Source organism: Terriglobus sp. 2YAB30_2 (assembly GCF_052114765.1).
In the GTDB taxonomy this organism is placed as follows: Bacteria; Acidobacteriota; Terriglobia; order Terriglobales; family Acidobacteriaceae; genus Terriglobus.
In genome coordinates, this window is the sequence record NZ_JBFRFJ010000016.1 from 116,706 (window position 1) to 139,083 (window position 22,378).

Annotated in this window: 26 protein-coding genes, 5 tRNA genes and 2 pseudogenes; 10 read left to right on the plus strand and 23 right to left on the minus strand. The window is 58.6% G+C overall.

All coding sequences use genetic code 11. From position 1 onward, the window contains the following. Nucleotides 1-157 precede the first annotated feature (157 nt). Complete coding sequence (locus tag AB4Y89_RS20155) at nucleotides 158-775, plus strand: HD domain-containing protein (RefSeq protein WP_442302740.1); 618 nt, start codon at nucleotides 158-160, stop codon at nucleotides 773-775. A 324-nt stretch (nucleotides 776-1,099) separates the two neighbouring features. On the opposite strand, the gene AB4Y89_RS20160 is transcribed toward AB4Y89_RS20155, so the two are convergent. Genes AB4Y89_RS20160 through AB4Y89_RS20170 form a run of 3 tightly spaced genes read right to left on the minus strand, consistent with a single transcriptional unit; the run spans nucleotide 1,100 to nucleotide 2,213 of the window. Further along, nucleotides 1,100-1,270: a hypothetical protein gene (locus tag AB4Y89_RS20160; RefSeq protein WP_442302741.1), complete on the minus strand. Its 171-nt coding sequence runs from the start codon at nucleotides 1,268-1,270 to the stop codon at nucleotides 1,100-1,102. Then, nucleotides 1,263-1,646, minus strand: coding sequence for a hypothetical protein (locus AB4Y89_RS20165; protein WP_442302742.1), 384 nt, complete (start codon nucleotides 1,644-1,646; stop codon nucleotides 1,263-1,265). The genes AB4Y89_RS20160 and AB4Y89_RS20165 overlap by 8 nt, the downstream gene beginning before the upstream one ends. Nucleotides 1,647-1,649: 3 nt before the next feature. Beyond that, nucleotides 1,650-2,213 carry an RNA polymerase sigma factor gene (locus tag AB4Y89_RS20170; RefSeq protein WP_442302743.1) on the minus strand — a complete coding sequence of 188 codons (564 nt, stop codon included), beginning with the start codon at nucleotides 2,211-2,213 and terminating at the stop codon, nucleotides 1,650-1,652. A gap of 185 nt (nucleotides 2,214-2,398) precedes the next feature. Between AB4Y89_RS20170 and AB4Y89_RS20175 the strand changes: the two genes are divergently transcribed. Both AB4Y89_RS20175 and AB4Y89_RS20180 read left to right on the plus strand, forming a co-directional pair. Next, nucleotides 2,399-2,965, plus strand: a complete 567-nt coding sequence (locus tag AB4Y89_RS20175) for a TetR/AcrR family transcriptional regulator (protein ID WP_442302744.1) — start codon at nucleotides 2,399-2,401, stop codon at nucleotides 2,963-2,965. Between the two features lie 252 nt (nucleotides 2,966-3,217). After that, entirely contained in the window at nucleotides 3,218-4,081 is an 864-nt protein-coding gene (locus AB4Y89_RS20180) for an SDR family NAD(P)-dependent oxidoreductase (RefSeq protein ID WP_442302745.1), read from the plus strand. 42 nt (nucleotides 4,082-4,123) lie between these two features. Here AB4Y89_RS20180 and AB4Y89_RS20185 read toward each other — a convergent pair whose 3' ends face one another. The 14 genes and pseudogenes from AB4Y89_RS20185 to AB4Y89_RS20250 form a co-directional block, all read right to left on the minus strand. After that, nucleotides 4,124-4,984: an SDR family oxidoreductase gene (locus AB4Y89_RS20185; protein WP_442302746.1), complete on the minus strand. Its 861-nt coding sequence runs from the start codon at nucleotides 4,982-4,984 to the stop codon at nucleotides 4,124-4,126. A 309-nt stretch (nucleotides 4,985-5,293) separates the two neighbouring features. Beyond that, nucleotides 5,294-5,728 (minus strand): 50S ribosomal protein L11, encoded by a 435-nt coding sequence (gene rplK / locus AB4Y89_RS20190; protein ID WP_147649430.1) that lies wholly within the window; start codon nucleotides 5,726-5,728, stop codon nucleotides 5,294-5,296. A gap of 126 nt (nucleotides 5,729-5,854) precedes the next feature. Beyond that, a complete protein-coding gene (nusG, locus tag AB4Y89_RS20195; protein WP_442302747.1) occupies nucleotides 5,855-6,472 on the minus strand; it encodes a transcription termination/antitermination protein NusG in 618 nt (205 codons plus the stop codon). 29 nt (nucleotides 6,473-6,501) lie between these two features. Then, nucleotides 6,502-6,762: a preprotein translocase subunit SecE gene (gene secE / locus AB4Y89_RS20200; protein WP_442302748.1), complete on the minus strand. Its 261-nt coding sequence runs from the start codon at nucleotides 6,760-6,762 to the stop codon at nucleotides 6,502-6,504. A gap of 21 nt (nucleotides 6,763-6,783) precedes the next feature. Further along, a tRNA-Trp gene (locus tag AB4Y89_RS20205) sits at nucleotides 6,784-6,859 on the minus strand. A gap of 56 nt (nucleotides 6,860-6,915) precedes the next feature. Next, entirely contained in the window at nucleotides 6,916-7,065 is a 150-nt protein-coding gene (gene rpmG, locus AB4Y89_RS20210) for a 50S ribosomal protein L33 (protein ID WP_147649427.1), read from the minus strand. A 372-nt stretch (nucleotides 7,066-7,437) separates the two neighbouring features. After that, nucleotides 7,438-8,498 (minus strand): annotated as a pseudogene (tuf, locus tag AB4Y89_RS20215) (elongation factor Tu). Next, a pseudogene (locus AB4Y89_RS20220) lies at nucleotides 8,496-9,119 on the minus strand (2OG-Fe(II) oxygenase); the annotation flags it as partial. The pseudogenes AB4Y89_RS20220 and tuf, both read right to left, overlap by 3 nt. Nucleotides 9,120-9,150: 31 nt before the next feature. Continuing rightward, the gene (locus AB4Y89_RS20225; protein WP_442302749.1) at nucleotides 9,151-9,459 is read right to left on the minus strand and encodes a hypothetical protein; all 309 of its coding nucleotides are present in this window, start codon (nucleotides 9,457-9,459) and stop codon (nucleotides 9,151-9,153) included. A 28-nt stretch (nucleotides 9,460-9,487) separates the two neighbouring features. Further along, nucleotides 9,488-9,562: transfer RNA gene (locus AB4Y89_RS20230), tRNA-Gly, on the minus strand. A 16-nt stretch (nucleotides 9,563-9,578) separates the two neighbouring features. Beyond that, nucleotides 9,579-9,653: transfer RNA gene (locus tag AB4Y89_RS20235), tRNA-Thr, on the minus strand. After that, nucleotides 9,644-9,838 carry a hypothetical protein gene (locus AB4Y89_RS20240; protein ID WP_442302750.1) on the minus strand — a complete coding sequence of 65 codons (195 nt, stop codon included), beginning with the start codon at nucleotides 9,836-9,838 and terminating at the stop codon, nucleotides 9,644-9,646. Before AB4Y89_RS20240 ends, AB4Y89_RS20235 begins: the two co-directional genes overlap by 10 nt. A gap of 22 nt (nucleotides 9,839-9,860) precedes the next feature. Beyond that, nucleotides 9,861-9,947 (minus strand) — tRNA-Tyr (locus AB4Y89_RS20245). A 120-nt stretch (nucleotides 9,948-10,067) separates the two neighbouring features. Further along, nucleotides 10,068-10,143, minus strand: a tRNA-Thr gene (locus AB4Y89_RS20250). A gap of 470 nt (nucleotides 10,144-10,613) precedes the next feature. Between AB4Y89_RS20250 and AB4Y89_RS20255 the strand changes: the two genes are divergently transcribed. From AB4Y89_RS20255 to AB4Y89_RS20270, 4 genes are all read left to right on the plus strand, one after another. After that, nucleotides 10,614-11,456 carry a hypothetical protein gene (locus AB4Y89_RS20255; protein ID WP_442302751.1) on the plus strand — a complete coding sequence of 281 codons (843 nt, stop codon included), beginning with the start codon at nucleotides 10,614-10,616 and terminating at the stop codon, nucleotides 11,454-11,456. Nucleotides 11,457-11,582: 126 nt separating this feature from the next. Next, complete coding sequence (locus tag AB4Y89_RS20260; RefSeq protein ID WP_442302752.1) at nucleotides 11,583-12,548, plus strand: hypothetical protein; 966 nt, start codon at nucleotides 11,583-11,585, stop codon at nucleotides 12,546-12,548. A 135-nt stretch (nucleotides 12,549-12,683) separates the two neighbouring features. Further along, nucleotides 12,684-13,406 carry a sulfite oxidase heme-binding subunit YedZ gene (locus AB4Y89_RS20265; RefSeq protein WP_442302753.1) on the plus strand — a complete coding sequence of 241 codons (723 nt, stop codon included), beginning with the start codon at nucleotides 12,684-12,686 and terminating at the stop codon, nucleotides 13,404-13,406. 66 nt (nucleotides 13,407-13,472) lie between these two features. After that, complete coding sequence (locus tag AB4Y89_RS20270; RefSeq protein ID WP_442302754.1) at nucleotides 13,473-15,617, plus strand: DUF1800 domain-containing protein; 2,145 nt, start codon at nucleotides 13,473-13,475, stop codon at nucleotides 15,615-15,617. An 8-nt stretch (nucleotides 15,618-15,625) separates the two neighbouring features. On the opposite strand, the gene AB4Y89_RS20275 is transcribed toward AB4Y89_RS20270, so the two are convergent. Beyond that, on the minus strand, nucleotides 15,626-16,576 hold the full coding sequence (locus AB4Y89_RS20275; protein ID WP_442302755.1) for an HPr kinase/phosphorylase: 951 nt from the start codon (nucleotides 16,574-16,576) through the stop codon (nucleotides 15,626-15,628). Between the two features lie 51 nt (nucleotides 16,577-16,627). On the opposite strand from AB4Y89_RS20275, the gene AB4Y89_RS20280 reads away from it, so the two are divergent. Together AB4Y89_RS20280 and AB4Y89_RS20285 are read left to right on the plus strand one after the other, a co-directional pair. After that, on the plus strand, nucleotides 16,628-16,924 hold the full coding sequence (locus AB4Y89_RS20280) for a PqqD family protein (protein WP_442302756.1): 297 nt from the start codon (nucleotides 16,628-16,630) through the stop codon (nucleotides 16,922-16,924). After that, entirely contained in the window at nucleotides 16,921-17,409 is a 489-nt protein-coding gene (locus tag AB4Y89_RS20285) for a lasso peptide biosynthesis B2 protein (protein WP_442302757.1), read from the plus strand. Before AB4Y89_RS20280 ends, AB4Y89_RS20285 begins: the two co-directional genes overlap by 4 nt. A 25-nt stretch (nucleotides 17,410-17,434) precedes the next feature. On the opposite strand, the gene AB4Y89_RS20290 is transcribed toward AB4Y89_RS20285, so the two are convergent. The 5 genes from AB4Y89_RS20290 to AB4Y89_RS20310 all read right to left on the minus strand — a co-directional run bounded on the left by AB4Y89_RS20290 (nucleotide 17,435) and on the right by AB4Y89_RS20310 (nucleotide 21,230). Further along, complete coding sequence (locus AB4Y89_RS20290; protein ID WP_442302758.1) at nucleotides 17,435-18,268, minus strand: rhomboid family intramembrane serine protease; 834 nt, start codon at nucleotides 18,266-18,268, stop codon at nucleotides 17,435-17,437. A gap of 126 nt (nucleotides 18,269-18,394) precedes the next feature. Next, nucleotides 18,395-18,838 carry a hypothetical protein gene (locus AB4Y89_RS20295; protein WP_147649418.1) on the minus strand — a complete coding sequence of 148 codons (444 nt, stop codon included), beginning with the start codon at nucleotides 18,836-18,838 and terminating at the stop codon, nucleotides 18,395-18,397. 106 nt (nucleotides 18,839-18,944) lie between these two features. After that, complete coding sequence (locus tag AB4Y89_RS20300; RefSeq protein WP_442302759.1) at nucleotides 18,945-19,907, minus strand: MBL fold metallo-hydrolase; 963 nt, start codon at nucleotides 19,905-19,907, stop codon at nucleotides 18,945-18,947. Nucleotides 19,908-19,968: 61 nt separating this feature from the next. Then, a complete protein-coding gene (locus AB4Y89_RS20305) occupies nucleotides 19,969-20,427 on the minus strand; it encodes a MaoC family dehydratase (protein ID WP_442302760.1) in 459 nt (152 codons plus the stop codon). Between the two features lie 26 nt (nucleotides 20,428-20,453). Then, nucleotides 20,454-21,230: a PP2C family protein-serine/threonine phosphatase gene (locus AB4Y89_RS20310; protein ID WP_442302761.1), complete on the minus strand. Its 777-nt coding sequence runs from the start codon at nucleotides 21,228-21,230 to the stop codon at nucleotides 20,454-20,456. Here AB4Y89_RS20310 and AB4Y89_RS20315 point away from each other — a divergent pair. Further along, the gene (locus AB4Y89_RS20315) at nucleotides 21,198-22,136 is read left to right on the plus strand and encodes a DNA-methyltransferase (protein ID WP_442302762.1); all 939 of its coding nucleotides are present in this window, start codon (nucleotides 21,198-21,200) and stop codon (nucleotides 22,134-22,136) included. The genes AB4Y89_RS20310 and AB4Y89_RS20315 overlap by 33 nt on opposite strands. Nucleotides 22,137-22,378: the final 242 nt, after the last annotated feature.

A 22,378-nucleotide genomic window follows, 5' to 3' on the forward strand; every position in this document is an offset into this window, starting at 1 on the left:
GAGAAAACCCGAAAAAGAACCAAGAGAGTAACTTGTTTCTACAATGAGAGTAAGCACCTGAGGAAAAACAGGCAGTTTTCCTCCGTTGTCATCCTGAGTGAAGGCTCCCGCCGTCACGACGGACCATCTTTTTAGATGGGAGGCAAAATTCTTTACCATGTCTCACATGAACCCATATACCCGAGATCGCGCATGGGAAGTATTGAAGGAGTGGACCGAGTCTGCCAGCCTGATCAAGCATGCACTTGCCGTGGAGGCCTGCACAGAGTTCTACGGCTCCCGCGAGGCGGAACGGCTGGGCTTAAGCGGAGACGAGGCCGCGGAGTTCACTGAGAAATATGCCATTGCCGGCCTGCTTCACGACTTCGACTACGACCGGCATCCATCGCTCGAAGAACATCCCTTCGTCGGTGAGAAAGTGCTGGCAGAACAGGGCTGGCCTGAAGAGATCCGCCGCGCCATTTTGTCGCACGCAGACTACAGCGGCGTTCCGCGAGAGACCCACCTGGAGCGCGCGCTCTTCGCCTGTGACGAGCTCGCAGGTTTTCTAACGGCGTGTGCGCTGGTGAAGCCCAGCAAGTCGATCTTTGAAGTCGAGGTGGCAGGCGTAAAGAAGAAGATGAAAGACAAAGCCTTCGCCCGCGCCGTAAAACGTGAGGATATGACACTCGGCGCCGAGCTGCTGGCCATTCCTCTCGACGATCACATCGGCAATTGCCTGACAGCATTGCAGGCGCGCGCAGAAGAACTGGGCTTGAAGGGAACTGCTGCTTAGCTTGCACGCCGCCGGAATTACCCGTGCACTGGGTGCCCCATGTCCCTCGGGGACATGGGTATTCGCGCATCGCGCGATGTCTTGCTTAAGGGCATGGCTTCAGCCATGCCGTAGAAACGCGCCCGAAAGGATGCGGCTTCAGCCGCTGAGGTCAATGTTTGTGAGCCGATATGGCATAGTTCTCGGCCGTTGAAAGGCCCGCTATAGGTTTTCGGACCAGCAGATTTCTCCGCTGCGCTACGAAATGGCAAATCAAAACATGTATCGAGCTTCGCTCGCTCCTCCCACATATGCTGCGCATATATGGGGCATCCGACCTGTGGCTTACGCCCTCAATAACGACTTCGTCTCACGCTCTGTAGATCCCCGCCCTTGCCGCAACACCTGATTTGTCATCAACAACTCCGCCAGCATCTTCCGTAACCTTTCGTTCTCTGCTTCCAGCTCTGCCAGCCGCGGCATCAGTAAGTCGGCGTTCAGTGTCTGTTCATCCATGCTTCGCCTCCTCTTTTTCTGGAATCTCATCGCCGCGTCCCCCCGGCCCCCGGCGGTATCCGGGATGTCCTGGCCAACAGCGGCTGCCGCGCAGGCCTTCACGTAATTTCTCGCGCTCTTCCGGAGACATCTGTTCCCAGCGCTCGCGCATATGGCGTCCCCAGCGGTAGCCGTCATGATGCCTGCGGCCGTGGAAGCCGCCGAAGAGCAGCTTGCCAAGAACAAAGAGCCCCAGTGCCTGCCAGTACGTGATGCGGGGCAGGGCGAAGATCGCCGGCATCAGTGCATTCCACAGCAACATGACCGCAAATCCAACGACCGTTGCGGCCACCGCCGCGATCAGCAACACCTTCACAATTTTGAATGGCTTTCTCATCGCCTACCTGCTTTCAAATACGTCTTTCATCTCTTCCAGCCGCTCCCGCAGATGCAGCACGGCATATCGTTTGCGCGAGAGCAGCGTGCTTACACCCACACCGGTTGCGGCGGATATTTCTTTGAAACTGAGCCCGTCGACCTCATGCGCGATAAACACCTCGCGCTGCGCCTCCGGTAGCTCATCCAGAGCCTCTTCGATCAGATCCATCAAGACCTCCCGCGCATACGCTGCCTCCGGGCCTGCATCGCGCGATGGCAGCAGATCTTCAAGCGTTAGCGCGCTGTCGTCCATCACCGGCTGCTGCAATGACTCAGGAGTCTTCTTCCGGAACATGTCCGTGATCCGGTTGCGGGCGACGGTGAACATCCACCCGGTAGCCGTTTCCACCGGCTTCATCATCCGGTAGGTCTCCACCAGCTCGTAGAAGACCTCCTGCAGAATGTCCTCGGCCTGGTCGGCATCCTTCACCCGTCGGCGAATAAAGCTGCGCAGGCGCGGCTTATCGCGCTCCATCGTCTCGGTAAGGAACCGGTTCTGCTCGTCGAGGCTCATCTCGTGCGTCATGCGCTTCGCTCATCCTGTAGAACGAAGCAACTCAAAACATATTGCAGACTTTCTTGTAGAGTATTTTCCCTGTAGGAGTAGAGTAGGGCTTCCGCATCCATGGGCGTTTTCCGTGATGAAAACGCCGCCGCACTTCTCTTCCGGGATACCCAGCAACAGGGAAAATGCTCTAATACTCGGTAGAGATGGCGCGGCCCCTCAGTTCAGAAAAACGCTCCGCCCTGCTGCAGGCGGCGATTCATGAGATTGCCGCCGCGGGACTCTCCGTCTCTACCGCCCGGATTGCAAAGCACGCCGGAGTGGCCGAAGGAACCCTGTTTACCTACTTCGCCACCAAGGAACAGCTCCTCAACGAACTCTATCTTGAACTAAAAGTGGAGATCTACGGCGTCATCCACAAAGGCTTCCCCATAAAAGGTTCGCTCAGGGACCGTGCCTGGCACGTCTGGTCCGTAAGCCTGGACTGGGCAATCGCCTATCCGGAAAAGCGATCCGTCTCCATGCGCCTCAACCTCTCCGAAGTACTTACGGAAGAGACCAGGGCGAAGAGCGCCGCCATGCGCGGAGAGGTAGACAGCGCCCTCGCCGGAGTGGAAGAGCGTATCGCCGCGAAGGGGTTGCCCAAAGGCTTCGCCAGCTCGATGATGGGCGCCATGCAGGACGCCGCGATGGAGTACATCGCCAAAAAACCACGCCAGCGCGAAAGTTTGAAAGAGAAGGCATTTGATCTTTTCTGGCGTGCTCTGCAGTAGCAACGTCGCCATCCAATTCGGTTGCTGCGGTTGTTCACCAGATTCGCGCGTAGCGCGAATGCCTTGCTTAAGGGGACGGCTTCAGCCGTCCCGCACGCCAGCCAAAAAGAAGAGCGGCTTCAGCCGCTGAGGTTAGGTTTGATGTTGGAGAGGCGACAAACAAGTCACGAGTCGCATTGAAATTGAATATTTAAATAAATGAGCAACTACTCACTCATTATGGAATCTGATCTTGCAGGAGGAATTCTCAAAATGAGCAAGGTCTGGTTGGTAACGGGAAGCGGCAATGGTCTCGGACGGGATATCGTGGAGGCTGCTCTTGCAGCTGGAGATTCAGTGGTCGCCGGTGCACGGCGCATCGAGGAGCTTGCACCGCTGGTGGCTCAGTACGGTGAGCGCATCAAGCCGGTAACACTGGAGGTCCGCGACGAAGAGGCCGCAAAGGCAGCGGTCCAGACAGCCGTGGAGACCTTCGGCCGTCTGGACGTTCTGGTCAACAATGCCGGCTACGGCCTGTTTGCTCCTTTCGAGCAGATCTCCTCAGAGGACTTCAAAGCTATTGTCGACACCTGCTTGTACGGTGTGGTCTACACCACGCGCGCGGCTGTGCCGCAGATGCGTAAGCAGCGCAGCGGATTGATCTTCCAGGTCTCCTCGATCGGTGGCCGCATCGCTATGCCTGGGAATGCGCCCTATCACGCCGCCAAGTGGGCGGTAGGTGGCTTCAGTGACTCTGTTGCACTTGAGGTTGCACCCTTTGGCGTAAAGATCTGCACGCTGGAGCCGGGTGGCATCCGCACCAACTGGCTTCGTCGCGCCGGCGCAGGCCTGCCGGATCTGTTGCCGGACTACGAGCCCTCGGTCGGGCAGCTCATTGCCCTGCGGGACAAATATGAAGGCCATCAGGAAGGTGACCCGAAGAAGATCGCGGCCCTGATCGTGAAGTTGGCCAACAGCGAGGAGGTGCCCATGCGCCTGGTCCTCGGCGTGGATGCCGAGATGCGCGTCAAGACAGCGGAAGACGCCCGTCATCAGGAGGCGGAGCGTTTCCGGGAGCTGACCCATTCCACGGTCTTTGAGGGAACTGTGCCCTTCGCGGAGCTCCAGACCCGGTAGGGTAGGGCTCCGTCCTAAGTGCTCAAAAACGGGGAAGGCCGCTCAGCGGTCCTTCCCGCAAGTTCTAGTGAGGCCGAGCAGCTTGCCGATGTAGCGGTCCGCCATGCGAGCGGGCACGATCCTTGGGAGTATCCAGCCCCGAAATCTATGAGGCACCACCGCGTACCTGGCTTTCGGCCTTGAGGTTGTGAGCGCTGCCAGGATCACCTTGCCCACACGTTCAGGGGGGAATCCCTGCCTGCCCTGAGTGAGGAAAATCTGTGCAAAACGCTTCAGCGCCGTGGCGTATTCGGTCTGACGAAACCGTTCGATACCAATGGCCTCTGCTTTGTCCCAGATGGGTGTCGCGACGGCACCCGGAGCCACTACAATCACGTCGATGCCATGCAGTAACAGCTCGCGCCGCATCGATTCTGAAACAGCCTCCAGCCCAAACTTGGACGCAGCATAGGCGCCCAGGAAGGGCGAAGCCAGCTTCCCGGAGACGGAGCTGACGTTCACAATACGTCCGGGCGGCCCGGTACGGCTGCGGTCAGCACCCAGCAGGGGAGCAAAGACCTGGCTGAGGCGAACCGGGGCCACCAGATTCACCTCGAGCTGACGCCGGAAGTCGTCGATCGGCAGATAGGTTAGGGGACCATGTACGGCGATGCCGGCGTTGTTGACCAGCCCAGCCAGCGTCTCTCCTCCAAGCGCGGAGCGGACCTCCTCCACGGCTGGCTGGATAGAGGCCTCATCCGTGACATCCATCAGCAGGGGAGTGCACTCTGACGGCAGCATGTGGAAATCTTCCTGCCGGCGGACGGTGCCGAAGACGTGGAATCCATGCCTGGTGAGGAGCTTTACCGTAGCGAGGCCAATGCCGCTGGAGGCTCCGGTGACGACAACCGATCTGCGGGACATGCCGCCAAGCCTAGAGCATTTTCCTGTTGCTGGGTATCCCGGAAGGGTATGCAGCGGCGTTTTCATTACGGAAAACGCCCATGAATGTAGAAGCTCTACATTACACCTACAGGAAAATGCTCTATCGCATTTGCCGGACAAAGAAAAACGGAGCGCCTGAGGCGCTCCGTGCTTGCGAGAGTGCAAGAAATCTTTTGAAGTGTTTTCCCTGTTGCTGGATAACCCGTGAGGGGCGCGCAGCGGCGTTTTCATTGCGGAAAACGCTCATAGATGCGGAAGCCCTACATTGCACCTACAGGGAAAATGCTCTTAGCCGACGACTTCGATACCCATCGAGCGGGCCGTACCCTTGATCGACTTGATCGCGGTTTCTACGGAAGCGGCGTTCAGGTCAGGCATCTTCTGGATAGCGATCTCCCGAACCTGGGCCTCGGTTACCTTACCGACCTTGTCCTTGTTCGGCGCGCCGGCGCCCTTCTGAATACCGGCAGCCTTCTTCAGAAGATTGGCGGCGGGGGGCGTCTTGGTCTCGAAAGTGAACGAACGGTCAGCGTAAACCGTGATCACGACCGGAATAGTCATTCCGGCGAGTTCTTTATTCTGCGTGCGGGCGTTGAACTGCTTGCAGAACTCCATGATGTTGACCTGCGCCTGACCGAGGGCGGGGCCGATCGGCGGCGCCGGGTTGGCCTTACCGGCCTCAACCTGCAGCTTGACGTATCCTTGAACCTTTTTCGGTGCCATGTTGCTTGTCCTTCGTGTCTGCGCAGGGCGCAGACGTAGATTTCACTTCCATGCTGACTGCCGCGGGTGAAGCCCCCGCCGCCAGCGCGGCCCGGTGGTAGAAGACACCAGGCAAAACCCTTCGTACTAGACGATCTTGTCGACCTTGGAGAACTCGATCTCGACCGGTGTTGAGCGGCCGAAGATCGAAACCATGACTTTGAGCGTCTGCTTGTCCTCGTTGACGTCATCCACCGTGCCATTGAAGTTCGCAAACGGCCCTTCGGTGATGCGTACCTGCTCGCCCTTGTCGAACTTGACCTTGAGCTTGGGCTTCTCCTTGGAGACATCGGCGCGGAAGAGAATCGAGCTGACTTCTTCTTCGCTCAGCGCCACCGGCTTGTCACCGGTGCCCAGAAAGCCCGTAACCCGAGGGGTGTTCTTGATGATGTGCCACAGGTCGTTGTCGAGATCCATCTCCACCAGCACATAGCCGGGCAGGAAGACGCGCTCGATGGTGTACTTCTTACCGTTGCGGAGCTCAGTAACCGGCTCCGTAGGAATCATCACGCGGCCGATCTTGTTCTGCAGACCGAAGGCCTGCACACGGCTCTCAATGGACTCGCGCACCTTGCGCTCAAAGCCGGAGTAGGCGTGGATGATGTACCACTTGAAATTTTCATTCGTCGGAGGCGCGAGCTCAGCGGGGGGAACCTGCTCACCACCGTCGTTGCTGCTGCCTGCCGGGTTCAGTTCTTCTGACATGGATGCCTTCTTCAGAGTGCGAGGAAATATTAGTGCGAGGTCAGCTTATCCAGGACTACTTCAATAGCCCTGCCAATGACGTTGTCCACAATCCAGAAGTAGAAGGCAAAGACAAACACGGTTACGATCACGACGATCGTGGTCGAACGGACCTCGGTCGGCGAGGGCGAGACCACCTTCTTCAACTCGTTGCGCACATCCTTGAGAAAGCCGCTCAGCTTTGCCGGCTGGGACTTCCAAACCTGCATTCCCTGGTTCTGCTCTTCTGCCACTGCGACCGCCTTGGCCATAAATGTACCTTCTCGAATCTTTGGCAGGGGCGGAGGGATTCGAACCCCCAAGTTCGGTTTTGGAGACCGACAGTTTAACCGTTGAGCTTACGCCCCTGTGATGACTTACCCGCCAGACCGGCTTCCGCCTGTCTCTCTGGACGGGGAAGTCCCTTACTTGGTTTCCTTATGCGCGGTATGCTTCCGGCAGAACTTGCAGAACTTCGAGAATTCCAGACGGCCGGTGGTCGTCTTCTTGTTCTTGGTGGTCGAGTAGTTCCGGTTCTTGCACTCCGGGCACTGCAGGGTGACGATCTCGCGCATAATTGCTCTCCTTCACTTGGCCAGCCACTTCGACTGGCAAGCAGCTATGTCATTCACTGGACGTTTTACCGCCCTCCCGACACGCCGCGACGCAGGGCGTATGGCCCCTGCTACCAAAATCCTGAGTTTTGTTCCTGGAAGCGAAGCGGTCAGGCCACGCATCGCCTTGGACTATTATCCACGAAACCCGTTGTCAGGGGAAGGGCGGAAGCCGAGATTGCTGGTCGAAAACGCAATCTTCTGTGGAAGTTTCTTGTGCCGCTAAGTCTCTCGAAGCAAAAACAAAAGCGGCGAGCCGAAGCTCGCCGCTTTTGTTGATCATCGCGTTCCGGCATCTACGCGCGAAGCGCGTCTCCCGCCGTCCGCGCAGGACTACTTGACGATCTCGGCGATGGCGCCTGCACCGACGGTGCGGCCACCCTCACGGATCGCGAAGCGGAGGCCCTTCTCCATGGCTACCGGCGTGTGCAGCGTTACTTCCAGGCTGACGTTGTCGCCAGGCATCTGAATATCGTGTGCGGGGTGATCGAAGCCGTCTTGGCCAGAACCATGCCGCGCTCCACGTCTTCCTTCGCGACACCGCGCAGCAGAAGACCGGCGTTGTCGCCCGCCAGACCCTCATCCAGCTGCTTCTTGAACATCTCTACGCCGGTGACTACGGTCTTGCGRGTATCGCGGAAACCAACGATCTCCACTTCCTCGCCGACCTTCACCTTGCCACGCTCGATACGGCCCGTCACCACRGTTCCACGGCCAGAGATCGAGAAGATGTCTTCGATCGGCATCAGGAACGACAGGTCGACCAGACGGTCAGGCTGAGGAACATTATCGTCCACGGCCTGCATCAGCTCGTCGATCTTGGCTTCCCACTGAGCTTCGCCATTCAGCGCGCCCAGAGCCGAACCACGGATCACAGGAACGTCATCGCCCGGGAACTCGTACTTCGACAGAAGCTCACGCACTTCCATCTCCACCAGGTCGATCAGCTCAGGATCCTCAACCGCATCGCACTTGTTCAGGAACACCACGATGTACGGTACGCCTACCTGGCGAGCCAGCAGAACGTGCTCCTTGGTCTGCGGCATCGGACCATCGGTCGCTGCCACTACCAGGATCGCGCCGTCCATCTGCGCTGCGCCCGTGATCATGTTCTTGATGTAGTCGGCGTGGCCGGGGCAGTCCACGTGCGCATAGTGACGGTTCGCCGTCTCATACTCCACGTGTGACGTCGAGATCGTAATRCCACGCTCACGCTCCTCAGGTGCGTTATCAATCGTGTCAAACGAACGGAACGCGTTCTTCGGATTGTGCTTCGACAGGACCTTCGTGATCGCTGCCGTCAGCGTCGTCTTACCGTGATCGATATGTCCAATCGTTCCCACGTTTACGTGCGGCTTCGACCGGTCAAATTTGGAGAAATAATAGTTAGACACACAGCAGCGCGAACGATCTACGTTCACCTTGCTCACCGAGTGCCAGGACTTTTCATGGGTCGCCATCAATGCAAGACGATTGAAGTGGCTTGTGATCTCACGAGGCTCCCCCTTGGGACCGTCATCCCAGAGCTCGAGATTTCCGCCATTTTCATGACTCCAATTGGGGGTCACGTAATACAGAAGATTGATTACACGATAGCGCTCACGATCCTTGTCGTGAGAGTTGTCCAGATGCGGATTCAGAAAGTTATCCTGCGCCATGAGGCTGATACCGCCTGCATAGAGGTGAGTATCAGGAACCATCTCCTGAATTCCGGTAATTTCGGCGACCACCTCGACGATATTTGGCTCTTGAAAAGCAAAAATAATCTCTTCCAGGATCGGAGCGTATTTATCCATCTGCGCCGCTACGTACTTGTTTTCCCGGAGGCTCTTCTTAAGCATCATCGTGCTCTTGTCGGGGAATGCCGCATTGATTTCACGGGCTTCCTCTTCAGGCAAGAGGTTGTCGATATAGGTGCTTTGCACGACGTAGGAGGGGAAATCCTCCCGCAGGCGCGGAAGCTCTTCGCGAAGCCGCTTCTCAATTAATGCTGCGTATTGCTTTCTATTCAGCATGTCAACCCCTCTTCAATTAACGACGGATGCCTCAGTAATAGGCGTACACCTTCAGATATTTCGCCCGCAGCTCGGGAGCGACCTTCTCCAGGGTGGAGAGGTAGAACTCACGGATCATGCCTTTGTCGCCGTCGCTGAGCTTGGCGTAGCTGTTGGAAGCAGCAGTGCCAAGCTTGCCGGCAGTAAGAACCTGCTCGAACTCGCGGACGCGCAGTTTGCTGCGATCCAGCGACTTCAGAAAGTCCTGTACTTTTGCGGAGGAAAATGAAAGCTCGATTGCGGCTTTGACCGCGTTAAACGTCTGCTGGTCTTGCACAGGAATCACTGCCTGCTCGTACATCCAATCTCCTCAACAACACCGAAGCATCTGGAGCGGGAGACGGGAATCGAACCCGCGACCAACAGCTTGGAAGGCTGTGACTCTACCACTGAGTTACTCCCGCCCGCCTTACAGAAATCTGGAGCTGATGATGGGGCTTGAACCCATGACCTCTCCCTTACCAAGGGAGTGCTCTACCACTGAGCTACATCAGCTTCTTCTCATCCTGCCGATACTTCATGCGGCCTAGCAGGACGCGTACAGCAAAAAATCCCAGCAGAATCATGGTGAGGGAGCGGAACTTCCCCGGCTCCATTGTCTCCCAGGCTGCTGCCGCCAACCCAAGAAGCACCACCAGCGCGATGGTCATTCGACCGGAACCGCCCGCGCCCAAATCCATCGGCTCCGCCTCACAAACTTAGTGGTGCACAGGGGAGGATTCGAACCTCCGTAGCGCGTTGCGCGGCAGATTTACAGTCTGCTGCCATTAACCACTCGGCCACCTGTGCACATTGTCACCCCTACCGCACGCAACCCTGCATCACAACCCAGAACAACCGTTGAGATGGCAGGAAGTGCAGCCGGGAGGGGCGTTACTACCAAAACCTGCGCTGCCAGGGGAGCTAAATTGGAGCTGGCGAAGGGATTTGAACCCCCGACCGTCTGATTACAAATCAGATGCTCTACCAGCTGAGCTACGCCAGCCCAAACAGCAATCTGCGCTGCTGTTTTCAAGAGCAGCGCAGAATCAAATCTAGCACACAGACGGCTGTGCGTAAAACCGAGGGCGACGCAAACCGAAGCTAAAATACCCTTTGCTGCATCATTTCCAGAAATTCCAGCGTAATGGGATATCCGGAAGCCGATCCGAGTACCGAATCAACAGGGCAGTGGGGGCAGATCGCCGTTTGCCCATCGTCCACCCACTCCATGATCTCTGAGGGTGGGAATATTGAAAGGCAATAGAAGCAGCCACATACCTCACTGTGCTCAACTTCACCACGATGTTTTGTGCAATGCCGATGTGCGGCTTCCAGATCGAATTTCATAGCCTGTCTTGGATTGTCATGGATTGACCCTACCCGGAGCCATCACCAAGCGGTAAGTTCATTTGTGAGGGGTTATCTTTTCCTGCAGTCTCTCGTCCCACAGAGTAGTTCCTGAGGTGCATCCCTATGTTTCGTTCTCTAGCCCTTGGTACGCTGCTGATCCTTCCGCTCTCCGGGAGCCCGGCGCAGGACGTTACCGGCACACAACAGGAGGGGCCCGCATCCTCCAACGTCGGCGCACCGAAAGAACAGAAGACGCTGACCAACGATGCCATCATGCGCATGGTCAAGGCAGGTCTGGATGAAGACATCATTGCGCAGACGGTGCGGACCCAGCCTGGAAGCTACGCTACCGGCCCCGACGATCTCATCGCCCTGAAAGAAGGCGGCGTCTCCCAGACGGTGATCTCCGCCATGCTTGCCAAAAACTCCGGCATGATAACTCACACCGAGAAGCCGATCGACCTGCCTCCCGCTTCGTCACAGGTGGACGATATCGGTGTCTATTACAAACTGCGCGAGACGCAGGACTGGCAGCCGATGCCCATTGAGCTGGTGAACTTCCGCCAGGGCGGAGCCCTGAAGTCGACCCTCACCAACGGCATCATCAAGAAAGACATGAACGGCCACGTCAAGGGGCCGAGCGCAAAGCTCAACATGCGCGCCGGAGACCAGATCCTGATCTACACCCCGGGCGGCACGCAGCCGGAAGAATACCTGCTGCTGCGCTTCCGCCAACACGCTGACAATCGCGAGTTCCGCACTGAAACCGGTAATGTCTTTCACTCCGAGACCGGTGCCGAGCGCGACTCCGTCTCTTTCCAGCCGCGCAAGATCGGAAAGAACATGTACGCCTATGAGGTCCCGGACCTTGAGCCCGGCGAGTACGGTGTTCTGCCCCCGGGCAATGTGAATCAACGGGGCATGGCGAATGCGGGGAAGATCTATACATTTGCCATTGGCAAATGAGTTGAATCGTTGGTTGGTTGAATAGTTGAATGGTGGGCCGAAGTGGCCGAGTAAAACCATTCAACCATTCAACAATTCAACCATTCAACTTGCTCAGCATTCAGGAAACCCGCACAATCAATACGCATGCGAAAACGCACGCGGTACTCGCTGCTGATCGCCCTGGCGCTGCTTGGAGCGCTGGTGGTCGCCATTCTTCTGCGCAAGAGCGCTCCGCCTGAGGTGGCGCGGTTGTTGCCGGAGTCCGACGGTATTCTTTACCTCAACCTGAAGCCCATTCGCCTGGTCACGAAGCTGGACCAGAAGGCCATTACACGCACGCCGGACTATCAGAAGTTCGTCGATGCGACCGGTTTTCTCTTCGAGCGCGACCTCGATGCCGTGGCCTTCTCGCTGCACCGCATGGATGATCCCTCCGGTCCCAACGGTCCGGTGGCCTACTCGGAGGTCTTTGAAGGCCGTTTCGACGGCAAGCGATTGAGCGACTATCTGCGTTCGATCGCCAGTTCGACGGAGAACTATGCCGGCCATGAGATCTTCACCGTGCCGGTTGAGAACCGCAAGTTGCGGGTCACCACCCTCGGCTACGACATGGTGGCTGCCTCCAATATGCCAACGGTTGAGCAGATCCACTCCATCCTCGATCGCTACCGTGCCTCGGCCTCGCCCTTCTCCGGCTCCTCGTTACTGGGCGAACATTACAGTTCTATTCCACTGCTCTCGTTTGCCTGGGGAATCGGTCAGATCGGCCTGCCTTTGACCGAAAGCGGCAATATGAGCATGGGCGGCGTACAGCTTCCTCTGCCACAGGACGCGACCTTCGTCGCCTCGGCGCGTTTTGTCGGTTCGCTGCGCCTGCGTGTGGAGGAGATTGCAGCGAACGAACAGGCAGCATCCCGCGATGCGGGTAATATGAACATGCTGCTGACGCTCTTTCGTGGTTTTGAATTGAACCAGGCCCGGTCGGCTGAAGACACGGTGCTCCTGGAAGCGCTGGCAAACGCCAAAATCGAGCAAAAGAAGGAACGCGCGGTCCTTACCTCCACCATCTCGCTCGATGCGCTGCGACGAGCGTCCAATAACCAGAAGTAGAGCATTTTCCCTGTTGCTGGGTATTCCGGAAAAAGAGTGCAGCGGCGTTTTCATTGCGGAAAACGCCCATGGATGCGGAAGCCCTACTCTATACCTACAGGGAAAGTGCTCCAGGGGAAAGGCGGGCGTGGGGATTTGAACAACCGTTCGATTGCGCTTTTGAAGTGGATTATCTTTCCGCTCAGCCTGCTCCCGTTTGTGCGGGTCGCGTGGCATTTCTGGCTGGCAGCCAGCGGAACGCAGCCGGATGCTCTCGGCGCCGATCCGGTCAATACGCTTACCCACATCACCGGCGACTGGACGATGTGGTTTCTGCTCATCTCGCTGGCGGTCACACCCGTCCGCCGCCTGTCGCCGAAGCTGGCATGGCTGATCCGCTTCCGCCGCATGCTCGGCCTCTTTGCTTTCTTCTACGGAACATTGCACCTTGGCACCTATCTCTTCCTCTTCTCGGGCTATGACGTGAACGGAGCCTGGGAGGGAGTGAAGTCTGGGCATCTGAGCGTGTTGTGGACGAACTTCGTCGCCGTTTGGCCTACCATCCGGGAAGACGCGATGAAGCGTAAGTTCGTCCAGGTGGGCCTTCTGTGCTGGTTCATTCTGCTGTTGCTGGCGCTTACCAGCCCCCAATGGGTGCTGCGCAGGATGGGCGGCAAGCCCTGGCAGCGTTTGCATCGCTGGGTCTATGTTGCCGGAGCACTTGCAGTCATCCACTACTGGTGGCTGGTGAAGAAGGGCGTGCTTACGCCGTGGAGGGATACGGCCGTTCTGCTTGTGCTGCTTCTGGGCCGTCTCGCGTGGATGCTATGGAAGCGAAGCAAGACGCCGGCGGCTCCCCGCGCCGTGCAAACTGTATAAGACACGCCCTTCGCAACTTTCTCTGCCGGCTACGGTTCTAAACAGGCACGCGGAGGTACGTCCCCCATGCGCCGAGCGTTTGTTTGTTTTGCCGTAGTTCTTTTGCCTGCCATCCTGCTTCCGGCACAGATGGTGCGTTCCGCACAGATACCGAACTCGAAAGCTCCCAAAGCCGAGAAGGCTATGCCCTTGCAGCCCCTCACCGAGCGTGAGCGAGCGCAGCAGATTCTCAACCGGTTCACCTTTGGAGCGCGGCCGGGCGAGGTGGAGCAGGTCCTCTCCATGGGCGTCGACAAGTGGTTTGCCCAGCAGCTCGATTCCAACAGCATCAAGGATGACGCGGTTGCTCGGCGGCTGAGCGACTATCCCGTTCTGCGCATGACGCCGGATCAGGTGGTGCAGACCTTCCCGGCGCAGTTCGTGGTGCAGCAGGTCGCCGAAGGCAAGATGCCTAAACCGTCGGATCCGCAGCTGGCCGCAGTCTACGAGGTCGGCCTTTGGCGCTGGCAGAAGTCGCTGGACGACAAAAAAGTCGATGCGGACGGCACCAGCCACATGCCCACGCCGGAGCAGCAGGAGGAGCAGAAAAAGGCTGATCAGGCCACTGCTGCCCGTATCGCCGGGGAACTCTTCGGGATTGGCCGCAAGGACCGGATGGCGAACCTGCTTTCCCGGCCTGTGGCCGACCGCGCGGCCTTTGCGCAGTACGTTGCCGGAGAACAGCGCGACCTTCTGATCGGCGAGTTTACTCCGCGCGAGCGGGAATACTTCTATGCCATGGCCGCGCCCTCAGGTTCCAGCTACCGTGCCCTGCAGGAGCTGAGCGAGGCGAAGATGCTGCGCATGGTATTGAGCGAGCGTCAGGTGCAGGAGGTGATGACGGACTTCTGGTTCAATCACTTCAACGTCTACGGTCCGAAAGACTCCGACCAGTGGTATACGCCCGCCTATGAGCGGGACGCCATCCGACCCTACGCCCTGGGCAAATTCCGCGATCTGCTGATGGCGACCGCCAAGTCTCCGGCAATGATGGTCTACCTCGACAACTTCACCTCCATCGGACCAAACAGCGAGGCCAATGGCGGCAAACGCAAAGATGGCAAGCGCAACGGCCGCGGCCTGAATGAGAACTACGCCCGCGAGGTGATGGAGCTGCACACCGTCGGCGTCAACGGCGGCTACTCGCAGGCCGATGTGACCCAGCTTGCCGGTATCCTGACAGGCTGGAGCGTCGATAACCAGAACCTCGGTGGCAAGTTCGTCTTCGATCCGAAGAAGCATGAAGCCGGTGAGAAGCAGTGGTTCGGACAGACGGTTCCTGACGAGCCGCAGAACGGCCAGCAACAGGGAATCATCGCCCTGACAAAGCTTGCCTCCATGCCGCAGACGGCGCACTTCATCAGTTGGAAGCTGGCGCAGCGCTTTGTCGCGGACGACCCGCCTCCCGCACTGGTCGATCGCATGGAGGCAACCTTCCTGAAGACCGACGGAGATATCAAGCAGGTGCTGCTCACGTTGGTGCACTCGCCTGAATTCAGTACGCGCCGTTACTTCCGCAACAAGGTGAAGACGCCGCAGGAGTTTCTCGCCTCAGCCTTCCGCGCCACGGCAACCGACCCCGGCAATCCCGGTCAGATGGTGCAGACCCTGCGCCAGATGGGAATGCCTTTTTACGGCAAGCTGGAGCCGACCGGCTACTACATCACCGCCGATCACTGGATGAATACCACCGCTTTAATTGACCGGCTGAACTTTGCCATGCAGTTGACGCAGAGCAAGTACGGCGGGCAGAAGTTCGACTCGTCCCGTCTGCTTGCCGTCGGCCTGATGTCGCAGCCTTCGGTCTCCGGAGCACTGAAGCCGGTCAGCACCCCCGTGAGTAACGGCGAGGTCCGGACGGTGAAGATCATCGATTCGGTCTCGTCTGTGCACGGACGGACGCCTTCGCCAATAACCGGTATGGACGTCGCTCTGGATGTGCTGGAAAAGACATTGGTGGGAGGTCCGGTCTCGGAGAAGACGAACGCCCTGATCCATCAGCAGGTTGCTCAGCCGGCGCCACAGGCGCAGACCGGATCTCAACTCGATCAGCGCCAGGCACAAATCGCTCAAACCCAACCCACTCAACCGCAACAACCGATGAGTCCGCCCGACACGCTGAATATGCTGACGGCTCTCGTTCTCGGTTCCCCGGAATTCCAGGTGCGATAGCGATAGCTTTATACCGGTATAAAGCCGTTCTGGGCCGGGACAGCTTCGTGTGCCTCTTCCAGCCGATCGATGGTTTCCTGCAGCCGCCGAAGATCGAAAGCGCGGCGGAGCACGTAGACCGGAACGTTCGAGACAATGGCCCCTGAGGCGGCGAAGAGAGCTGCCCGGCGGCCAAGCAGCTCTCCTGCCCGGCGGCGGAAGACCTGTTGTTGGACCAGCCGCAAGGCTTCCATCCCGGTTTTCCGGAGAAGGGCGGTAGGTTCGCCGGCTTTGGCACGCTCCAGAAAGTAGATAGCAGCCAGGGGAGTGGTCTTCCGCGAGAAGGCGGATACGTTCTCAAAGCGGAAGTGGTACTTGCCCTGCAGCGCCGCATGGACGCCGGACTGTTTCAGGTCGGGCAGGATCTCCAGCGACTGCGGCAGCAATTTGACGCGAGGAAAGGCTGGACGCACCGACCACCCCTCGGTTGTCGGCTCCAAAGCGCAGACATCGTCCGAGAGCATGGCGTGTCCCCGTTGGGTGAGGGCCGCGGCAAGGGTCGACTTGCCAGCTCCGGAGTGGCCGGAGAAGATGACCGCGCGGCCTCCCAGGCTCAGGCAGGAGCCGTGCAGAGGGAAGATGCTCCGCTGATGACAGATTATGCCGAGACCTGTGCCATACAGGAAGTTCCGGACCTCGATCGGATCTGCGCCGGGTTCGACCCGCAGCCGGATCTCACGCCCGTCCTTCACGGAAAACGTACAGATGGCGGGAATCTCAACGCGGCCGAGAGCGGGCGCTTCGATGTGAAAATTGGACCAGACCGTGGGCGCAGACGGGTCAACGAACTCCGGCTCACTCAGAGTGAGTGTGATGTCAGGAGGATGCTGGGTATCCTGCCAGGGGGCAAGTTCGGGCAGAGGAAATTCTGAGCGTACATGCCAGCCGCAGAGGAAGTAATCTGTTGCAGAAGTGGTCACAGGGAGATCGCTTCCAGTTTTACAACAATCTACGAAGATGGGGAAAGAGTTATGCCAGCCGTACAAGAACCGATCAGACTCCAGGACCGCTATGCCTGGAGCGACGAGCAGATTGGATCCGAGGTCGACGGTAACGTCGTTCTGATGAATCTTGCCAAAGGACACTATTACGGCCTGGACACGATCGGCAGCGAAATCTGGCGGCGGCTGCAGCATGGACCCGAGGTCGGCGTTATGGTGCGTGAGCTGGCCGAGACCTACCATCACGACGCGGCCGAGGTGGAGCGTGACGTGCTCGCACTGATGGAAAAGATGCGAGAGCAGAACCTGATTCGCCGCGTGTCATGAGCCTGAGCAGCAAAAGTAGGACCAGTAAATTCGGATCATGGCGTGAGATTCCCATCGCTGCCGAGGCGACAGCGTGGCTTTTTTTTTCGTGGCTGGTGCTGGACGTGCTTCCCGGCAAACTCTACCGCCATTGCATGCAGCCCCGGCTGCGGGCTCGTGAGTTCACGGAAGAGCAGGGCCTGCGGCAAATCAAGCGCGTGAGCTGGGCGGTGCAGCGTACCTCAATCCGCCTGCCCTGGCGTTCGGTCTGCTTCCATCGCGGGATCGCGGCGCACCAGATGCTGCGCCGGCGTGGCATCGCATCGACGCTGCACTACGGCGTCAATCCCAAAGAAAAGCTGGCGGCACATGTATGGGTTACTGCGGGTGGGCGCCCTGTTGTGGGGGTGCGTGAAGCTGTGGGTTACACCCAGATTGCTGTATTCCCCGATACGGCGAAGAACAAAGGAACCAGCGTTCTGAATACGCATGCCAGTTTTCGCTGAGAGTAGCTAAGGCGCGTGCTGGGGCTTAGCGCAGATTAGCGATCCAATACCCAAACAACGCCAGGCAAAGTGCTGCAGCAAGGAAGGTGACAGTCTGGCGGGTCAGGTATTTTTCACGGCCTGCGGTCATGCGCGGCAGCAGGGGAACACCCATTGCCAGGCCACACAGAAAGCCGCCGACGTGGGCGCTGTTGTCGATGTGAATGCCGGTGTCGCGGAGCAGTGTGGCCAGTCCGATAGCCAGGTTCAGGATGGCGAACTGAATTACTGATCCACGCAGCTTCTTGAGTTCAGGCCAGGGGATAGGAAGCCTGCGGTTCGAGAGCAGCACGATCAGGATTCCGGCCAGACCGAAGACCGCGCCGGAGGCTCCCGCGCCTGCCGAAGAGTAAAGAGGGCACCAGTTCCGGTCCCAGGCGCAGAGAATGACGTTGAAGGCCATACTCAGCAGGTTTCCGGCGGCGCCAGTCAGGATGTAGACCGCAAACATGCCGCGGCGGCCCAGAAGAGGTTCTCCCAGAAGCCCCAGGTTCCATAGGCACCACATGTTGGTTGCCAGATGCAGAATGCCGACGTGGACGAACATCGCCGTCAGCAGGCGCCACCATTGTCCCTCCAGAACCAGCTCGGTGATGTTGGCGCCATAGTGTTGCAGATCCTGAGGAGAGGGCAGTGTCAGCGAAACCCCATGTAGCACCATCCATAAAAAGACAGCGCAGTTGACGCCTAATAGTGTGTACGTCGCTGGGGCCGCGAGAAAACGCCAGCCGGAGYGGTTCGCCTGCGGCTGTGGCCCGGGTTCGGGCGGCAGAACATCAGGTTGCGGTGCAGAATGGGGGGATTGTTCGGCGGGGTCCATCAAATGGGTCTTGCTTCCTTCAGGGTAGCACTTCGCGATCGGATGCTGGCTTGGCTTAGGCCGGTGTCATGAAAAACGACAAGGCCCCGGACATTGCCGGGGCCTTGTACATCTTAGAGAGCGAAGTCAGGCGCGCTTGTAGCGCTCCCGCCCGTCGTCGGAGATACGCTCCTGCAGCATTCCGTTCAACACCTTGGGAGCGGGAGTCGCAACGGCGACCAGCACCCAGGCAATCGTGGAGAACAGCAGGCCGGCTACGGCGGCGTCCTTCATGGTTAAAGCCCATTCCACACGCCGCAGATGCAAGTGGGCCAGTGCGACCTGGGACAAACCGGCATAACGATGCAGGATAGCGACCGCAATAATGAAGGCAAGTACTGAAAGCGTGCTGACAACGATCAGAGAGACGTCGACGGTACGGTGCAGTTGCTGACGACTGCGGCAATGGTCGCATGCTGCCAGATGGCGCTCATAATCGACCCGCATCTCCGGGGTTAAGCCCGAGATGTCATACCGCCATCCGGAGAGAATATCGCCAACTACTTGATCGGTGCATTCCGATGTGCGCATGCAGCTCCTTCCTGGCACAAAACCATAGTGTTCATGGGGAATGTGAATTCCATTTTACAAAGATTTGACTTTCTTTCGATCTAAAAAGATTCTCTGTTTCAGTGTCTTACAGGCAGATCGGTTCCAAGGGCAGATCCTGACGTGCAAGCAGGACTTTGTTGCCCAAAAGACTCATTTTTCCATTCAGGGCTTCCTCGGCGGCCATTTGTGCCAGCTCCGGAAGGTTATTGCTTTCAGAGAGATGCGCCAGAATGACGAACTGCGCTCCGCCGTCGTAGTCCTTGCCGAGAAAGTCCGCAGCGGCATGGTTGGAGAGGTGACCGACACGCGACATCACCCTCTGTTTCACGCTCCAGGGGTAAGGGCCGTCCCTCAGCATCTCCGGATCATGGTTGGACTCAAGCATCAGCACGTCACACCTTCGGACGGCCTGCTTGACGTTAGGGGGCATGTAGCCAAGGTCAGTGGCAATGGCGATGCGGCAGCCATCGGCCTCAAAGACGAAGCCGCAGGGGTCGGCGGCATCGTGGGGAATCGTGAATGGGGTAACGCCGATATCGCCGATGGCGAAGTGCTGTCCGGCGGAGAAATAGCCTACAGACGGCAGGCGAGCCGGATCGGCTTTTGGGGCGTCCGTGTCGTTCTCGATTTCGGTATCGTCCTCGATCTCCGCCTGCATTTCTACGGCTTCAGGTTCTGCGGTCGAAGCGGCATTGTCCGGGCCCTTCCCGTAGACAACTTCCATCTCCTGCTCGCGCTGGGCCAGCCATTGGGCATAGGTCATGCGGCGCTGCGGAGACATCTGCCGCACCCAGGCACGGTGTGTCTGCTCAGTAAAGTAAACAGGAATGCCTAGCTTGCGCGCCATCACCGGGAGCCCGTTTACATGGTCCTGGTGTTCGTGAGTGATCAGGATTGCGTCCAGTGCCTGCGGATCTTCGCCGGCCGCCCGCATGCGTTTCATCAGCTCGCGGCAGCTTAGGCCGGCATCGACCAGGATGCGGGTTGAGCGGGAGGAGACCACGGTGCTGTTGCCCTTGGATCCCGAAGCCAGCACCGTCATCCGCATGACGTTAACGATACGCCCCTCCGCTGTGCAAACGGAGGGGGTTATTTGGTTTGATACCCGGCTACTTTTTTGCCGAGCGAAGCGGCGCCAGGAAGTTGACCCGGCTGCGCATCACGATCTCTTCACGCTGGTTCAGGGTGAGGGTCTGAATGGTCACCACGCCGAAGTTCGGCCGCTTGTTGCTCTGCCGCACGCCAACGACCTCAGTATCCGTGTGCAGGGAGTCGCCCGGACGTACCGGCATGGTCCAGCGGATCTCTTCCACACCGGCGCCGATCATGCCCCCGGCAACCCGGATAGTCTCCACACGCATGCGCATCACGATAGCTGCGGTCAGCCAGCCCGAGGCCGCCAGGCCGCCGAAGAACGAGTTCTCTCCGGCCGTTTCGTCCAGGTGAAAAGGCTGAGGGTCGTATTTCTCGCCGAACTCTTTGATGTCCGCCGCGGTCACCTTCACGCTGCCGTGCGATTGAAACTTCTGCCCCAGGTGGAAATCTTCAAAGTAAAGCTCGTTCGCCATACGCTCCTCTTGTTGAGCGAAGTCTATCAAAGCGGGATGCGGACAAGCAGGCACGTAATGTTGTCGGCGCCGCCCATCACGTTGGCCTCGCCGATCATCGAACGGCAGACCAGCTCCAGATCGTCGCCCGCGGCCCGCAGATGCCGCGCCAGATCGCTATCCGACAGATCGCGGGTCAGGCCGTCAGAGCACAGCAGATACAGGTCACCGGGCAGCGCATCATCGCAGTGGACCTCGGTATCGATCTCGCTCTGAGAGCCGACGGCGCGTGTAATGACATTGCGGATGGGGGAGAACTCCGCCTCCTCCGGCGTGATAAGGCCGGCGCGGAGCTGTTCTTCGACCAAGGAGTGATCCTGGGTAAGGCGGTGCAGCTCGCCTTTACGCAAACGGTAGCATCGCGAGTCGCCCGCGTGCGCCGTCCATACTTCAAATGGTGCCTCATGGCCCTCCTCGCCGCGCTGCACGAGCAATGAGACCAGGGTCGTGCCCATACCGCGCAGGTCTGCCGAGGTCTTTGCCTTGGTGATGACGGCTTTGTTGGCTGCGGCGACGGCATCGTCAAGAAGTTGTGCCGGAGATGTGCGGCGTTTTGCTGCTCTCCGCGCGCCGAACTCTTTCAGAAAGGTCTCTACGGCAAGATGGCTGGCAATCTCACCGGCGGCAGCTCCGCCCATGCCGTCACAGACGACGAAGAGCCCGGCCTTTGCATCGGCGCCGCAGGCGTCCTCATTGCCTTTGCGGACACGGCCGACGTCCGACAGCATGGCGTGCTCAAGCTTCAGATCCCGACGGGCTTCCATCCACCACCGACGATACACGCTTCTGTGGAAGCGGCGATTGCATTTTTCAGCGCATCGGTTAGCCTCAAAGTCACTGTGGGACGAATTCTGCTCGGTGACAACCTCTCCAGACTCAAGAAGCTAGCTGCCGGCTCTGTTCCGCTGATCTACATCGATCCGCCGTTCAATACAGGCCGCATCCAGAAGCGGCAGCGCATCCGCACCGTCCGCGATGAGGTCAATGGCGACCGCAGTGGATTTGCGGGGAAACGGTATCGCACGGAAAAACTGGATGGTCCGGCGGGTTACCACGATATCTTCGATGACTTTCTCGGCTTTCTGCAGCCCCGCCTGCAAGAGGCCTACCGTGTGCTTTCGCCGGCAGGATCGTTTTTCCTGCACCTGGACCCGCGTGAGGTGCATTACGCCAAGGTGATGCTCGACGGTATCTTCGGCCGCGAATGCTTCCAGAACGAGATCATCTGGGCGTACGACTACGGCGCCCGGTCAAAGTCACGCTGGCCGGCCAAGCACGACAACATCCTCTGGTACACGAAGGATCCCGCGAACTTTACCTTCCATCTCGACGTTTGTGACCGTATCCCCTACATGGCTCCGAAGTTGGTCGGAGAACACAAGGCGGCAAAGGGGAAGACGCCGACCGATGTCTGGTGGCACACCATCGTCTCGCCCACAGGGAAGGAGAAGACCGGCTACCCGACACAAAAGCCTCTTGGCGTGCTGGAGCGCATCGTGAAGGTGCACTCCAATCCCGGCGACCTGGTGCTGGACTTCTTCGCAGGCTCAGGAACAACAGGAGAAGCCGCCATCCGCAACGGCCGCGACTTCCTCCTGATGGACTCAAGCAAAGAAGCTGTCGCCATCATGCGCAAACGCCTGGCGAAATGGATCAAGAAAAAGAAGTAGAAAGGGCGCGGTCATCACCGCGCCCCTTATTCAATCATTCAATCATTCAATTTCCCGTCGGGTTCTTCCAACTAGCAACCAGGAACTAGCAACCAGCAACTAGGGCGTATCGACATATTCACTTCCGCTGCGGGAGAGTTTTTTGTTGCAGTTTTTGCATGGGAGTATTGCGCTACGAGCTGACCGATGCTCAGTGGAATCGGATAGAAGGGTTGTTGCCAGGCCGAGCGGGTCATGTGGGC

What these genes read in the sequence shown, in the direction of transcription:
- AB4Y89_RS20270 (WP_442302754.1), top strand. Translation starts at nt 13,473, where the DNA reads ATGCGCCGAGCGTTTGTTTGTTTTGCCGTAGTTCTTTTGCCTGCCATC.
- AB4Y89_RS20310 (WP_442302761.1), bottom strand. Translation starts at nt 21,230, where the DNA reads ATGGAAGCCCGTCGGGATCTGAAGCTTGAGCACGCCATGCTGTCGGAC.
- AB4Y89_RS20240 (WP_442302750.1), bottom strand. Translation starts at nt 9,838, where the DNA reads ATGGATTTGGGCGCGGGCGGTTCCGGTCGAATGACCATCGCGCTGGTG.
- AB4Y89_RS20170 (WP_442302743.1), bottom strand. Translation starts at nt 2,213, where the DNA reads ATGACGCACGAGATGAGCCTCGACGAGCAGAACCGGTTCCTTACCGAG.
- rpmG (WP_147649427.1), bottom strand. Translation starts at nt 7,065, where the DNA reads ATGCGCGAGATCGTCACCCTGCAGTGCCCGGAGTGCAAGAACCGGAAC.
- AB4Y89_RS20285 (WP_442302757.1), top strand. Translation starts at nt 16,921, where the DNA reads ATGAGCCTGAGCAGCAAAAGTAGGACCAGTAAATTCGGATCATGGCGT.
- rplK (WP_147649430.1), bottom strand. Translation starts at nt 5,728, where the DNA reads ATGGCACCGAAAAAGGTTCAAGGATACGTCAAGCTGCAGGTTGAGGCC.
- AB4Y89_RS20255 (WP_442302751.1), top strand. Translation starts at nt 10,614, where the DNA reads ATGTTTCGTTCTCTAGCCCTTGGTACGCTGCTGATCCTTCCGCTCTCC.
- AB4Y89_RS20155 (WP_442302740.1), top strand. Translation starts at nt 158, where the DNA reads ATGTCTCACATGAACCCATATACCCGAGATCGCGCATGGGAAGTATTG.
- AB4Y89_RS20225 (WP_442302749.1), bottom strand. Translation starts at nt 9,459, where the DNA reads ATGTACGAGCAGGCAGTGATTCCTGTGCAAGACCAGCAGACGTTTAAC.
- AB4Y89_RS20280 (WP_442302756.1), top strand. Translation starts at nt 16,628, where the DNA reads ATGCCAGCCGTACAAGAACCGATCAGACTCCAGGACCGCTATGCCTGG.
- AB4Y89_RS20180 (WP_442302745.1), top strand. Translation starts at nt 3,218, where the DNA reads ATGAGCAAGGTCTGGTTGGTAACGGGAAGCGGCAATGGTCTCGGACGG.
- AB4Y89_RS20175 (WP_442302744.1), top strand. Translation starts at nt 2,399, where the DNA reads ATGGCGCGGCCCCTCAGTTCAGAAAAACGCTCCGCCCTGCTGCAGGCG.
- AB4Y89_RS20160 (WP_442302741.1), bottom strand. Translation starts at nt 1,270, where the DNA reads ATGGATGAACAGACACTGAACGCCGACTTACTGATGCCGCGGCTGGCA.
- nusG (WP_442302747.1), bottom strand. Translation starts at nt 6,472, where the DNA reads ATGTCAGAAGAACTGAACCCGGCAGGCAGCAGCAACGACGGTGGTGAG.
- AB4Y89_RS20260 (WP_442302752.1), top strand. Translation starts at nt 11,583, where the DNA reads ATGCGAAAACGCACGCGGTACTCGCTGCTGATCGCCCTGGCGCTGCTT.
- AB4Y89_RS20295 (WP_147649418.1), bottom strand. Translation starts at nt 18,838, where the DNA reads ATGCGCACATCGGAATGCACCGATCAAGTAGTTGGCGATATTCTCTCC.
- AB4Y89_RS20185 (WP_442302746.1), bottom strand. Translation starts at nt 4,984, where the DNA reads ATGTCCCGCAGATCGGTTGTCGTCACCGGAGCCTCCAGCGGCATTGGC.
- secE (WP_442302748.1), bottom strand. Translation starts at nt 6,762, where the DNA reads ATGGCCAAGGCGGTCGCAGTGGCAGAAGAGCAGAACCAGGGAATGCAG.
- AB4Y89_RS20300 (WP_442302759.1), bottom strand. Translation starts at nt 19,907, where the DNA reads ATGCGGATGACGGTGCTGGCTTCGGGATCCAAGGGCAACAGCACCGTG.
- AB4Y89_RS20305 (WP_442302760.1), bottom strand. Translation starts at nt 20,427, where the DNA reads ATGGCGAACGAGCTTTACTTTGAAGATTTCCACCTGGGGCAGAAGTTT.
- AB4Y89_RS20165 (WP_442302742.1), bottom strand. Translation starts at nt 1,646, where the DNA reads ATGAGAAAGCCATTCAAAATTGTGAAGGTGTTGCTGATCGCGGCGGTG.